This is a genomic window from Maribacter aquimaris (assembly GCF_014596745.1).
Classification (GTDB): Bacteria; Bacteroidota; Bacteroidia; order Flavobacteriales; family Flavobacteriaceae; genus Maribacter_A; species Maribacter_A aquimaris.
The window spans coordinates 282,592-295,339 of sequence record NZ_JABTCF010000005.1 but is presented as its reverse complement, the minus strand read 5'-3'; the positions used below and the strand labels follow the sequence as shown (position 1 = coordinate 295,339).

Genomic DNA, 12,748 nt, shown 5'->3' with positions numbered 1-12,748 from the left:
ATACCCAAAAAATGCCGATACCCCTGTTTAATTCCATCGCAAGCTGGTTGCTCAAAAAACGTTATCACCAAATCGAACTTTTTTTAAAATATCCAGCCGAGGTGCAGGAAGAGGTGTTGCATCAATTGTTGGAAATTGCTGAGGATACTGAAATTGGCCGGACCTATGGTTTTGAGACGGTTGTCAATTATGAAACCTTTCGTGAACGTTTGCCCATTACCTCCTATGAGGAAATAGAACCCATGATCGAACGTACCCGGAAAGGGGAGCAGAATGTATTTTGGCCGACCTCGATCAAGTGGTTTGCGAAAAGCAGTGGTACTACAAACGCCAAGAGTAAGTTTATTCCAGTAAGTTCGGAAGCCTTGGAAGATTGCCATTATAAATCCGGGAAGGATCTTTTATGCCTGTATCTGAACAATAATGAAGATTCCCAGTTGTTTACGGGGAAAAGTCTCCGCTTGGGGGGAAGTAAGGAATTGTATAAGGACAATGATTCGTTCTTTGGGGACTTATCGGCGATTTTGATTGATAATATGCCGCTTTGGGCAGAATTTAGCAGTACACCGAGCAACAAGGTGTCGCTTATGAGTGAATGGGAGAGCAAGCTTAAGGCTATTATTCATGAAAGTACCCAGGAAAATGTAACAAGTTTGGCCGGTGTACCTTCTTGGATGTTGGTGCTATTGAACAATGTACTCCAGGATGCAGGAAAGGATAACCTGTTTCAAGTATGGGAAAACCTAGAGGTTTATTTTCACGGAGGGGTGAGTTTCGTTCCCTATAAAGAGCAATATCAAAATTTGCTTCCGCGGAAAAATTTCAAGTATTATGAGATATACAATGCCTCGGAAGGTTTCTTTGCCATTCAGGACAGGAACAATGCCAATGATCTTTTATTGATGCTTGATTATGGTATTTTTTATGAATTTATTCCCATGGATACCTATAATACGCCGGAACAAAAGGCCATTCCCCTTTGGGAAGTGGAACTGAAAAAGAATTATGCCATTATTATTACGACCAATTCAGGGCTTTGGCGTTATAAAATTGGGGATACGGTTCGATTTACCTCGACCAACCCATACCGGATTCGTATTACCGGCAGAACAAAGCATTTTATCAACGTTTTTGGGGAGGAATTGATCATTGAGAATGCCGAGGAGGCCCTTAAAAGGATTTGTGCCAAGACAGGGGCGGAAATAAAGGATTATACGGCAGCCCCGATTTTTATGTCTGGAAGGGACAAGGGGGCTCATGAATGGATTATTGAATTTAGGAAAGCGCCGGAAGATCTGGATTATTTTACCGAGGTTTTGGACAATGCCCTGAAATCGCTCAATTCTGATTATGAGGCAAAACGTTATAATAACATTACCTTGAAAATGCCCGTGGTACATGCGGCAAGGGAGAATCTGTTCTATGATTGGTTGAAGTCAAAGAATAAATTGGGGGGGCAGCATAAAATACCCAGATTATCCAACAAAAGGGACTATATCGAGGAATTACTTCAGATAAACCAATAAATAGTGATTTTTGAAATGAAAGGAAGAATTTAGTAGTCAAGCTAACTATTAACTAAATGATTTTTCCTATCATGGCAGAAAAACTTGTTGTTATATCGGATATGTGGGGTGCAAAAAAAGGAGTTTGGGCTACTGCTTATTTAGTATATCTTCAGCAGTATTTTAAGGTCACCTATTATGATAGCCAGAAATTGGCAAATATTGACGTTGACATTGATTGTTCAGACAAACATCTAAAGGATGCATTTGTACACGGGGGACTTCAAACGGCAATTGGTCGATTGCAGCAAAAGGAGAAGGAACCCTGTCAATATTTGGCATTTGGTATTGGAGGGGAGATAGCATGGAAAGCCGGTTTGCAAGGGCTTCCCATGAAATCATTATATGCTGTATCTGCCTCTGGTCTATATGATGATGGCCAAGGGTCGACCATTCCCACAACCTTGGTTTATGGTGATCTGGATGCCAATGTGCCATCCGAAGACCAATTGGGTGAATTGGAAATGGATACCGAAATCATCCTTGATTTCGGACATGATCTTTATAAGGAAGATGAAATCATCAAGAAAATAGCTAAAGATCTCTTATCACTTGCCACCCATAAAACCGCTTCGAAAACCAAAGTTGTACAACTTAAGAAACCGCTTTTAGTTTCTTGATGGTCTCAAAGGATAATTTATCCTCGGCATAAGGTTTGGATACCTTGAATTCAGTTTCACCATTACTGGGCATTTCAAACATGGCATCGGTGAATATGGCTTCGCACAATGATCGGAGACCCCTTGCACCTAATTTATATTCAATAGCCTTATTGACAATGTAATCCAAGGCCTGCTCTGTTATTGTGAACGTGATGCCATCCATCGCGAACAACTTTTCATATTGTTTTATGATGGCATTTTTAGGCTCGGTTAAGATTGATCGTAATGTTTTCTTGTCCAAAGGATTCATGAATGTCAATACGGGTAACCTTCCAATAATTTCAGGGATAAGTCCAAATTCCTTTAAATCCCTAGGAATGATGTATTGTAGAATATTGTCCTCATCGATATGGTCATCGGCCTTAGAGGCACTGTAACCTACGGCTTGCATGTTCAATCGTTTTGTGATGGCACGTTCAATACCATCAAAAGCACCACCGGCGATAAAGAGGATGTTCTCTGTGTTTACCTCAATGAATTTTTGATCGGGATGTTTTCGCCCACCTTTAGGCGGTACATTGACCATGGTGCCTTCCAAGAGTTTAAGAAGTCCTTGTTGTACACCTTCCCCGGATACGTCCCTGGTTATGGAAGGATTGTCGCTTTTACGCGCAATTTTATCTATTTCATCTATGAAAACAATACCGCGTTCGGCTTTCTCAAGGTTATAATCGGCGGCTTGTAGTAAACGGGTCAATATGCTTTCCACGTCCTCACCCACATAACCAGCTTCGGTAAGTACGGTGGCGTCAACAATGGCCAAAGGAACATTTAACATCTTGGCAATGGTTTTGGCCATCAGGGTTTTACCTGTACCTGTTTGGCCTACCATTATGATATTACTTTTTTGGATTTCTATGTCATCTTCCTTTCCGAGTGGTTGTAACAATCTTTTATAGTGATTGTAAACCGCTACAGACATTACTTTTTTGGTCTGATTTTGACCTATGATGAATGTGTCTAGGAATTCTTTTATTTCCAAGGGTTTTTTCAAAACCAACTCCGAAGACAGATCACTGTTTTTCGATTGGTTCGACTCCTCGGCAACGATACCATGGGCCTGTTCTATACATCGGTCACATATGTGTGCATCCAAACCAGCAATCAATAGATTGGTCTCTGGTTTTTTCCTTCCACAAAAAGAACATTCTAAATTTTCTTTTGCCATAACATTTATTTTCTATCAAGAATAACGATAGAATTTTGATTTTGGTTTATCGCCCATGGGAACATGGGCAATATTTCTTTGTTTCTTAGTCGTTTTTAGTCTTTATCCCTTACTAGAATCTCATCGATCATACCATATTTCATGGCTTCCTCTGCTTTCATCCAGTAATCCCTGTCGCTGTCCTCTTGTACTTTTTCCAAAGTTTGTCCGGAATGCTTGGAGATGATCTCATAAAGCTCATCTTTTAATTTTAGGATTTCCCTTGCGGTAATTTCAATATCACTCGCCTGCCCTTGTGCGCCACCCATGGGTTGGTGGATCATAACACGGGAGTGGGTTAAACCACTGCGCTTGCCTTTTTGCCCGGCGCATAATAAAACCGCGCCCATTGAAGCGGCCATGCCTGTGCAGATAGTGGCAACATCGGGTTTAATGAATTGCATGGTATCATAAATACCGAGTCCTGCGTAAACACTACCACCTGGTGAATTGATATAGATCTGTATGTCTTTGGAGGCATCAGCACTTTCCAAGAACAACAATTGTGCTTGTACAATGTTGGCAACTTGGTCGTTGATTCCAGTTCCAAGGAAAATAATCCTGTCCATCATTAGTCGGGAGAAGACATCCATGGCGATGGCATTCAATTGTCTTTCCTCAATGATATTTGGTGTCATGTTCATCGGGTACATGCTGCTCATGATCTTATCATAATACATGCTGTTGATTCCCTGATGGTTTATTGCGTAATTTTTGAATTCTTTTCCGTAATCCATGTGGTTTGTCTTCAATATTTTAGATAAAAAAGGTGCCGAAACCAAAGCTTCGGCACCGTAAAGATACTTATTTTAATGAGACATATATAGCAAAGGATTTTGCTTTTTGGCCCAAAATTTATCCGTAAACTTCTTTTACGAAGTTTTCATAAGTGACCTCTTTGGTCTTTAAATTCACTTTTTCCTTATATAAGGTAAGCAGCTTTTGGCTCATTAGCTGTTCAGAAAGTCTTTTAACTTCATCCTGATTACCCAATACCCGAGCGGCAATATTGTCCAATTCCTCTTCTTGGGGATTCAATTGTCCAAATTGGGCCATTTGTGTCTTAATGAATCCTTTGGCAAAATCCTTAAGCTCGTCAAATTGGATTTGAATATCGTGATCCTTGATGATCTTACCTTCAATCAATTGGTAGCGCAATCCTTTTTCCGATTTTTCAAACTCTTCATTCGCCTGGTCATCGGAAAGTGGTTCCTCACCGGTCATTTTGATCCATTTGGTCAAGAATTCCGCAGGTAGGTCAAATTTGGTATTTTCAATGAAATACTCGGTAATGTCATTCAATAATTTTTGATCTGACTGTTGTTCAAATTGCTTCTCGGAATCTTCCTTGATTTTGTCTTTCAACTCCTCAGTGGATTTAACAACATCCTTGCCGAAAAGTTTGTCGAACAATTCTTGATCAAGTTTCGCTGGTTCCCTTTCATTGATTTCCTCAATAGTAAAGGCAACTTCAATGTCCAGGTCCTTGGCTTTTTCTTGGGATACGCCCAATACACTTGATAGTAGGTAATCTTCCTTAAAAAGGCCTTTGGTGGCAAGAGTGACTTCCTCACCCACTTTTTTGCCCAAAAAGCTTTTTAAGGCTTTTTTGCTTTTGACCTTATCAAGTTCTATTGTTGTTTTATTTTCAATTTCCTCAGCATCGTTTTTAAAAGTACCGATAACCTCAAAATCCTTGGCTACTTCTTTTTGATTGACCAATTTGCCATATTGTTTTTGAATACGCTCAACCTGCTCATCGATCATTTTCTTGTCAGCGACGATCTTGTAGTATGTCAAGGCTTTTTTGGTCTTTAAAGGAACCTCAAAAGTAGGAGCTAGGCCCAATTCGAATTCAAAGTCCAATTGATCGTTTTCCCAATCAAAATTGTCCTGTTGTTTTGGTAATGGGTTTCCAAGGACATCTAATTTTTCCTCAGTCAAATATTTGTTTAGGTTGTCTTGGATCAATTTATTGACCTCGTCAACCAAAACAGCTTTGCCGTATTGTTTTTTGATAAGTCCCATAGGAACATGGCCTTTTCTAAAACCGGGGATATTGGCCTGCTTTCTATAATCATTTAGAATGTTCTCAACCTTGTCTTGATAGTCTTCTTTGGTAATGGCAACCTTTACAACTGCATTTAAATCGTCAATCTGCTCTTTCGTGATATTCATTTGCGTATCTTAATTTAGCATAAATCCTTCTTCTCGATAGCTTTGTCTACCGGAAGCAAGGGGTTATTTTTTTAATGGCACCCGTTATAATAATATGGTGGGGACCAGCCTTGCATTTTAATCGGTTAATTAAAATGGGATGCAAAAGTAGTATATTTTAAATACTCGAGCAACTTTTTAAGTAGCTGTATTCCAATCTGTAAATCGATCTGGTCAGTCTTCTTTGAGTAAAGAAAAAAGGATCGATTGTAAAAAGGAAAGAAGTAGGCTGAATAATAACGCCCACCAAATATTGTCCACTGAAAACCCGGTTATTAGGTTATCGGCCAATAAAATGATGATAGCATTAATGATCAAAAGGAAAAGTCCCAATGTCAAAATCGTCACAGGTAAGGTCAATAACACTAAAATAGGCTTGACAATAAAATTCAAAAGACTCAATACTATGGCCACTATTATAGCAGTGGTGTAGGTATCAACCCCAACGCCGGGGAGCACTTTTGCGAGAATTACCACAGCCAAGGCGCTTAAGAGAATGCGTAAGATTAGTTTCATAAAAGACGTGTTTATAAATTAAAAAGGTATCGGGATTTCCCGATACCTTTAAAAGTATAATTTTTTTTCTATTAATTAATGTAAAGACCTTTATAATTCAATGGATTTACACCGGGTAGATTAGATCCGTATTTTTCGTTTATGGATTTGACAAAAAGAACGGTCAATAAGGCATAACCCCTAGGTGAAGGGTGTACACCGTCAAGTGAGAATCCACCGCCTGTGGCGTAAGTGGCTGTGACCGTACTTCCGTCGTCCAATTGAATTCCCTCGTTGGCAATCGTTGTCAGAAAAGCATTGACATCGACAAATGCCAGGTCGTATTGGGTTGCCAAGGTTTCTATGGTTTGGTTGTATGCCGCATGGGCGGTTGCAACCGACATTTGTTCTGCTGGGGTGAGTACCCATTTGTCATCCATGGGATATGTGATTCCATTAATGGCCAATTGTCCGGCATTGGCAGCGGGTAAACCTAGGTTCTGTAAAGTGGCAAAGGCTTCCTCATTCAATTTGGCAATTACGGTTTGGCTAGGGAACACTATTAAATCATCTTCGTTTGCCATACGGGCTTGTCCATATAGATAACCGTAAACCCCTGCAGTACCGGCATCAAGTCCACCTCCCATTAGAACTTGGGTGATTTGGGCGGACAAATCGGTTAGCGAATCATCGCGGATAACCAAGGAGCTAGCACTGGTCGTTGAGAATTCAATGGCTCTTTCCGGAACGCCTAAATATTCAAAAACCCCATTTAATTGTGCGAATGTCGCATTCAAAGTGGGTATTTGGGGTCCGAAATCGGGATTGGTCGGGTCTAAAGGATTGTGTGGTACCGTTGTAAAATAAGGTATGGTGGTGATATCGGGGATGTTCGCCACTACACCATTGGCACCTTGGGCGGTCAATGCCTGTAAAAGTCCGTCATAGACATTTGCAAAAACATTGGGGTCGGTAATGTCCGAACCTCCATAGGTAGAGGGATCCAAGTTCCCTGTTTGGTCAACGCCCACGCCACCACCGGTAGCGTAACTTAATATATCGTTATTGCCTATCCAAAGGGAAAAGAATGTTGGGTTTTGGGCAACAGCATCACCAATGATGGTGGCCGTCGCACTAGAGGCAAATCGTGCAAAGTAAGGATTGGCCAATCCGGCCTCGACTCCGGCGGCATTTCCGTAACCGGGAGCTCCTAAGTGAAAGCTTTTCGCTCCGGGGACCCCCATATTGTTAAAGGTGCCCGACAGGGTGTTTGTTATTTCCGTGGAGCCTGTACCTGATACTGGGGTAGGGGTCGGGGAACCTGATGCAAAAGACAAAATCAGTCTATTGCCTAGGAGCGGCGTGCCCCCTAAGGTGGCGCCACCCAAGTTGTCGGCCATAAATGGAATGTTGAAGTCACCCCCACCTGCCAAAGCAAAATTGGAAGCTAGCATGGTAGGGAACGAATTGGTTTGGCCGTCTATAAAAAGGGCAGCATCGGAATAGCCTGCTGTCAAAGAGTTGCCTACGGCTACATAGTTGGAGAAATCGGCTGACCCACTGGTGTATGTTACTTCAACAGGGTCAGTTGGTGTGGGGTCCACTACGGGGTCATCATCGCTACAGGAAATAATCAATAAGCCAAAAATAGCCAGTATTAAGGGAATCTTTTTCATTATGTCGTTGAGTTAATTAGTTTTTTACGATAAATCCAAATTTAAATAAAATTATGAGATTCGCAATATTTATGGTAAAAAAATTATGCACGCATAATAAAAAGAGGAATTTGTTACGACTTTATGAAATCAAAGGTCTTGTTGAAAAACTGGGTAGGATTTTCCGCGTGAAGCCAATGGCCGGCATGATCGATTGACTCAATGACCGCGTTCGGAAAATGTCTGCGAATGATCTCGCTATCTGAAGGGGTAATGTATTCTGATTTATCGCCACGGAGGAATAAGGTAGGACCATTATATTGGTCTATGGTGCTGAGGCCTTCCCCTATTTCTTCCATTTTATGGGATAGGACCTCTAAGTTGAACCGGAAGGCAAGTTTTCCTTTTTCGACCCAATAGAGGTTTTTCAATAAAAACTGGCGTATGCCTTTTTCCTGTATGTATTTGCTTAATTCGGAATCGGCTTCCCCTCTGGATTTGATTGCCCCGAAATCAAGATGGTTCAGTCCGTTGATGATGTATTCATGGTGGGGCGGATAGTATTTAGGGGCGATATCGGCAACGATCAATTTTTGGATTAGATCGGGATGGCGTACCGCAAACTGCATGGCGGTCTTTCCTCCCATGGAATGCCCGAGGATGATGACATCCCTTAATTCGTGTTGTTCAATATAGTTTCTGAGGTCCTCGGCTAGGATATCATAGTTGAATTCTTCAGCATGAAAACTTCGGCCATGGTTGCGTTGATCGATCAAATGAACTTGTAGTCCATGTTCGCTGTATTTTGACCCTAAGGTTTTCCAATTATCGGACATTCCCAAAAAACCATGTAATATCAATAGGGGTTTGCCGCTTCCTAGAATATTTGAATGTAATACGGGGTTCATTTTAGTTTGTTCAAATACATGTTTATAACGTTCTCCAATCCCATATAGAGCGATTCGCAAATCAATGCGTGGCCAATGGAGACTTCCAGCAAGTTCGGGATGTTGTCCTTAAAGTATTTGATATTGTCCAAACTTAAATCATGGCCGGCGTTTATGCCCAATCCCAATTGATTTGCTGTTTGGGCAGCCTTAATAAAAGGGTCAATGCCTTTCATGTCCCCTTTGTCAAAAGCCTCTGCAAAACTTTCCGTGTAGAGTTCAATACGATCTGTACCGGTTTCAGCGGCCCCCACTACCATTTTGGGGTCGGCGTCAACAAATATGGATGTCCTTATGTTGTTTTGCTTAAAGGTAGTGATCACTTCTTTTAAAAAACCTCTATGGGTAATGGTGTCCCAACCCGCATTGGAGGTAATGGCATTCAGGGCATCGGGAACCAAGGTGACTTGTGTAGGTTGTACTTCCAGAACCAAATCCATGAATTTTTGGATAGGGTTGCCTTCAATGTTGAATTCCGTGGTCACCAATTTTTTCAAATCCCTTGCATCTTGGTATCTGATATGCCTTTCATCCGGCCTGGGATGTATGGTGATTCCTTGGGCACCAAAAGATTCGATATCCTTGGTTACCTTTAATAGGTTCGGTACATTGCCTCCCCTTGAATTCCTCAAGGTTGCAATTTTGTTGACATTTACACTGAGCTTGGTCATTGGGATATATCTAGTGTTTTCATGGCAAAAATACGAAATAGGCATGCCTTTTGATATATTTAATTAGTATTTTGCGTTTAATTTTGAGCTATGCAGATTCAAACACACATAATTACCACAATACCTGTCTTTGAGGTCGATGAGCCTTTAGGTAATTTGGTTAAGTTCTTCATGGAGAACACCTACTCACATATTGCCATTGTAGATGGGAAGAAGTTTTTGGGGGTGTTCAATGAAAATGATTTGGAGCATTTTGACGTGGACAAGAAAATTGAGGATTTCAAATACAATCTGGAATCGTTTTTTGTTCGTGAAGAAACCAGTTGGTTCGATGTATTGGAGACTTTTGCGAGAAATGAGGCTACTTTGGTACCGGTTATAAGTGAGGGTAATGACGTTCTCGGGTATTATGATATTACCGATATTGTCAGTGTTTTTATCGATATGCCTTTTTTTACGGAACCAGGAGGCATTCTGGTAGTGGCCAAGGAACAGCGGGATTATTCCTTTAGTGAGATTGTACAGATTGTTGAAAGTAACAATAGTAAGTTCATAGGAGGATTTATTTCCCAGATACGGGACGGGGTAGTACAGATTACGATTAAAATAAGTGGTACGAGTATGAATGAGGTCCTACATACTTTCAGGCGCTATAATTACACGATCCTTTTTGGGAATGTGGAAGATCAGTTTATTGATGACCTTAAACAAAGGTCTGACTACTTGGATAAATACCTAAACGTTTAATTAGAGAAAAACCGTGATTGTCCTTGATGTTGATCGGGGCTTTCATCGGTGTGGGCGAGCTTTTATAAATCCCCATTATATTTATAGGTCGGTACGTGGTTACATGCGTCTGGTCGATGAAAGAAATAAGAAAAACAATAGATGAAAGTTGCTATATACGGACAAGTATACCAGGATTCAACGATGGATTATGTGGGTGAGTTGCTCGATGAGCTCAAAAAGGCATCGGCGACAGTAGCTATTGAAGAACAATTTAAATACCATTTGTCCAAAAAATCGAATGTTGGTGATTGCAGGTCGTTTAATGAAACCACCGGGTTGGATGGTTCTTATGATATGTTCGTTAGCTTCGGGGGTGATGGTACGATATTAAGGGCAACAACCTATGTGCGCGATTTGGGTATTCCCATTGTTGGGGTCAATACCGGGCGTTTGGGTTTTCTTTCGACGATCAAGAAAGAGGATGTCCGTAAAGTTGTGCGGGAGTTTGTGCAAGGGGCCTATACGATAGTGGAAAGAAGTTTGGTTGAGGTCGATGCCGGAACCCAGTCCGATGAAATAGGGCCGCTGAATTTCGCATTGAATGAGATTGCCGTAAGTAGAAAGGATACCACCTCTATGATTACGGTAGAAACCCATCTTAATGGGGAGTATCTGACCTCGTATTGGGCAGACGGACTCATTGTTTCCACACCGACAGGTTCCACAGGGTATTCCCTGAGTTGTGGTGGGCCTGTGATAGTTCCTACGGCAAAATCCTTGGTGCTTACCCCTATTGCCCCGCATAACCTGAATGCTAGGCCTTTGGTGATTTCCGATGACACGGTCATTCGATTAAAGGTTTTAGGACGGGAAGACCATCATCTTATTTCCTTGGATTCCCGGATTGCTACATTGGAGAACGGTACGGTTATTGAAATTAGAAAGGCACATTTTACCATAAATATGATAGAATATACTTCCGATAGTTTTTTAAATACACTGCGTAATAAATTATTATGGGGGGAAGATAAGCGCAATTGAGCCATAGAAAACAATATTTGTGCCCAAAAGCTGTTTATCATGTGGGTACATATATGTATTGCTAATGTGGGTATGTCCCTATTAGGGTTTAATTTGCAAACTATGTTGAATTTATGAAGAATTATTTTTTTTCAATTCTTTTTTTGCTTTGTGTTTCGTTGAATGCACAGACTTATGAGATAGGGGCTTTTGTTGGTGGTGCCAATAACATTGGTGATGTTGGTAGGACAAATTTCATAGCACCCTCGGATATTGCCATTGGGGGATTGTTCAAATGGAATAAAAGTAAACGTTATGCTTGGCGTGCTAGCTTAATTTATGGTAAATTTACAGCCGACGATTCAAAATCGAGTATGACCGCTAGACAACAAAGGGGTTATGTGGTTAATAATTCCATCTTTGAAGCTTCGGCAGGTCTGGAGTTTAATTTTATTGATTATAATTTACATCGGTTGGGTACTGCTTTTACGCCATATATATATACAGGGTTTACCTATTTTAGATATGACTACGACTATATAGATGCAGGTCAGCAATTGAGTATCGATCAAAAGGATGGTTCATTGGCCATTCCTATGGTCGTGGGACTTAAAAAGAGATTGAATCAGTTCTTGATTATTGGTGCGGAAGTTGGGGCAAGGTATACCTTTACCGACAATTTGGATGCCAGTAATCCTGAAAAATCGAATGTGAATCAACAATTGGATGTTGATTTTGGAAATATTTTTAGTGACGATTGGTATGTTTTCTCAGGGGTTACATTAACGTATACCTTTGGCAGAAAACCCTGTTCCGATTGTTTTGAGTGATACTTACATGAATACTATCGAAGAAATCGACGACCAAAAATTACCAAGGCATATCGCCATTATTATGGACGGTAACGGTCGTTGGGCCAAACAGAAAGGTAGACTTCGGGTTTTTGGCCATGAAAATGGCGTTACTACCGTAAGAAGAACCGTTGAGAGCTGTGTTAAAATCGGCTTGGATTACCTTACCCTCTACACTTTTTCCACCGAAAACTGGAACCGACCAAAATTTGAAATTGATACTTTGATGCGGCTTTTGGTGTCTTCCCTCAAGAAAGAGCTTAAGACATTCAACAAGAACAATGTGAAGTTGAATACGATTGGGGATATTAAGGCGTTGCCAAAAACGGCCTATGAAGAACTTCTTGAAGTAATGGATAAAACCAAGGGAAATACAGGAATGACCTTGACCTTGGCACTGAGTTATGGGGCCCGGGACGAAATGTTGAACGCTGTGAAACAGATTGCTATCAAAGTTAAAAATAATATAATTTCTCCTGAAAATATTGATGAAACCATTATAAATAACCATCTTTACACGCACAATTTACCTGATGTGGACTTGCTCATCCGAACCAGTGGAGAACACCGGATAAGCAATTTTTTATTATGGCAAATTGCGTATGCTGAATTATATTTCATAGATGTATTTTGGCCCGATTTTAAAGAACATCATTTAATAGGTGCCATAATAGATTATCAGAACAGAGAACGAAGATTTGGAAAAACTAGCGAACAACTCAACTAGCG

The 12,748-nt window shown here is 40.8% G+C and carries 13 protein-coding genes; 6 read left to right on the top strand and 7 right to left on the bottom strand.

Going from position 1 to position 12,748, the window contains the following annotated elements; translation table 11 throughout:
* Positions 1-11: 11 nt before the first annotated feature.
* Together HPE56_RS10540 and HPE56_RS10535 are read left to right on the top strand one after the other, a co-directional pair.
* Positions 12-1,526 carry a GH3 auxin-responsive promoter family protein gene (locus HPE56_RS10540; RefSeq protein ID WP_188243719.1) on the top strand — a complete coding sequence of 505 codons (1,515 nt, stop codon included), beginning with the start codon at positions 12-14 and terminating at the stop codon, positions 1,524-1,526.
* 71 nt (positions 1,527-1,597) lie between these two features.
* Positions 1,598-2,185, top strand: coding sequence for a hypothetical protein (locus tag HPE56_RS10535; RefSeq protein ID WP_188243718.1), 588 nt, complete (start codon positions 1,598-1,600; stop codon positions 2,183-2,185).
* On the opposite strand, the gene clpX is transcribed toward HPE56_RS10535, so the two are convergent.
* The 7 genes from clpX to HPE56_RS10500 form a co-directional block, all read right to left on the bottom strand.
* On the bottom strand, positions 2,160-3,395 hold the full coding sequence (gene clpX / locus HPE56_RS10530; protein ID WP_188243717.1) for an ATP-dependent Clp protease ATP-binding subunit ClpX: 1,236 nt from the start codon (positions 3,393-3,395) through the stop codon (positions 2,160-2,162). The genes HPE56_RS10535 and clpX overlap by 26 nt on opposite strands.
* A 95-nt stretch (positions 3,396-3,490) precedes the next feature.
* Positions 3,491-4,171 carry an ATP-dependent Clp endopeptidase proteolytic subunit ClpP gene (clpP, locus tag HPE56_RS10525; RefSeq protein WP_109649617.1) on the bottom strand — a complete coding sequence of 227 codons (681 nt, stop codon included), beginning with the start codon at positions 4,169-4,171 and terminating at the stop codon, positions 3,491-3,493.
* A gap of 118 nt (positions 4,172-4,289) precedes the next feature.
* The gene (gene tig / locus HPE56_RS10520; protein WP_188243716.1) at positions 4,290-5,612 is read right to left on the bottom strand and encodes a trigger factor; all 1,323 of its coding nucleotides are present in this window, start codon (positions 5,610-5,612) and stop codon (positions 4,290-4,292) included.
* Positions 5,613-5,825: 213 nt separating this feature from the next.
* Entirely contained in the window at positions 5,826-6,167 is a 342-nt protein-coding gene (locus tag HPE56_RS10515) for a phage holin family protein (protein WP_188243715.1), read from the bottom strand.
* Between the two features lie 71 nt (positions 6,168-6,238).
* A complete protein-coding gene (locus HPE56_RS10510) occupies positions 6,239-7,822 on the bottom strand; it encodes an SGNH/GDSL hydrolase family protein (protein ID WP_188243714.1) in 1,584 nt (527 codons plus the stop codon).
* 113 nt (positions 7,823-7,935) lie between these two features.
* Positions 7,936-8,709, bottom strand: coding sequence for an alpha/beta fold hydrolase (locus tag HPE56_RS10505; RefSeq protein WP_188243713.1), 774 nt, complete (start codon positions 8,707-8,709; stop codon positions 7,936-7,938).
* Positions 8,706-9,419 carry a pyridoxine 5'-phosphate synthase gene (locus tag HPE56_RS10500; RefSeq protein ID WP_188243712.1) on the bottom strand — a complete coding sequence of 238 codons (714 nt, stop codon included), beginning with the start codon at positions 9,417-9,419 and terminating at the stop codon, positions 8,706-8,708. Before HPE56_RS10500 ends, HPE56_RS10505 begins: the two co-directional genes overlap by 4 nt.
* A gap of 90 nt (positions 9,420-9,509) precedes the next feature.
* Between HPE56_RS10500 and HPE56_RS10495 the strand changes: the two genes are divergently transcribed.
* From HPE56_RS10495 to HPE56_RS10480, 4 genes are all read left to right on the top strand, one after another.
* A complete protein-coding gene (locus HPE56_RS10495) occupies positions 9,510-10,166 on the top strand; it encodes a CBS domain-containing protein (protein ID WP_188243711.1) in 657 nt (218 codons plus the stop codon).
* Positions 10,167-10,307: 141 nt separating this feature from the next.
* Positions 10,308-11,189: an NAD kinase gene (locus HPE56_RS10490; RefSeq protein ID WP_188243710.1), complete on the top strand. Its 882-nt coding sequence runs from the start codon at positions 10,308-10,310 to the stop codon at positions 11,187-11,189.
* 113 nt (positions 11,190-11,302) lie between these two features.
* On the top strand, positions 11,303-11,998 hold the full coding sequence (gene porG, locus HPE56_RS10485) for a type IX secretion system protein PorG (RefSeq protein WP_188243709.1): 696 nt from the start codon (positions 11,303-11,305) through the stop codon (positions 11,996-11,998).
* A gap of 7 nt (positions 11,999-12,005) precedes the next feature.
* The gene (locus HPE56_RS10480; RefSeq protein WP_188243708.1) at positions 12,006-12,746 is read left to right on the top strand and encodes an isoprenyl transferase; all 741 of its coding nucleotides are present in this window, start codon (positions 12,006-12,008) and stop codon (positions 12,744-12,746) included.
* Positions 12,747-12,748: the final 2 nt, after the last annotated feature.

Bases quoted from the DNA above. Each gene is read 5' to 3' on its own strand.
- HPE56_RS10540 (WP_188243719.1), top strand. From the start codon at position 12: ATGCCGATACCCCTGTTTAATTCCATCGCAAGCTGGTTGCTCAAAAAA.
- HPE56_RS10505 (WP_188243713.1), bottom strand. From the start codon at position 8,709: ATGAACCCCGTATTACATTCAAATATTCTAGGAAGCGGCAAACCCCTA.
- HPE56_RS10500 (WP_188243712.1), bottom strand. From the start codon at position 9,419: ATGACCAAGCTCAGTGTAAATGTCAACAAAATTGCAACCTTGAGGAAT.
- clpP (WP_109649617.1), bottom strand. From the start codon at position 4,171: ATGGATTACGGAAAAGAATTCAAAAATTACGCAATAAACCATCAGGGA.
- porG (WP_188243709.1), top strand. From the start codon at position 11,303: ATGAAGAATTATTTTTTTTCAATTCTTTTTTTGCTTTGTGTTTCGTTG.
- HPE56_RS10515 (WP_188243715.1), bottom strand. From the start codon at position 6,167: ATGAAACTAATCTTACGCATTCTCTTAAGCGCCTTGGCTGTGGTAATT.
- HPE56_RS10495 (WP_188243711.1), top strand. From the start codon at position 9,510: ATGCAGATTCAAACACACATAATTACCACAATACCTGTCTTTGAGGTC.
- HPE56_RS10535 (WP_188243718.1), top strand. From the start codon at position 1,598: ATGGCAGAAAAACTTGTTGTTATATCGGATATGTGGGGTGCAAAAAAA.
- clpX (WP_188243717.1), bottom strand. From the start codon at position 3,395: ATGGCAAAAGAAAATTTAGAATGTTCTTTTTGTGGAAGGAAAAAACCA.
- HPE56_RS10480 (WP_188243708.1), top strand. From the start codon at position 12,006: ATGAATACTATCGAAGAAATCGACGACCAAAAATTACCAAGGCATATC.
- HPE56_RS10490 (WP_188243710.1), top strand. From the start codon at position 10,308: ATGAAAGTTGCTATATACGGACAAGTATACCAGGATTCAACGATGGAT.
- tig (WP_188243716.1), bottom strand. From the start codon at position 5,612: ATGAATATCACGAAAGAGCAGATTGACGATTTAAATGCAGTTGTAAAG.
- HPE56_RS10510 (WP_188243714.1), bottom strand. From the start codon at position 7,822: ATGAAAAAGATTCCCTTAATACTGGCTATTTTTGGCTTATTGATTATT.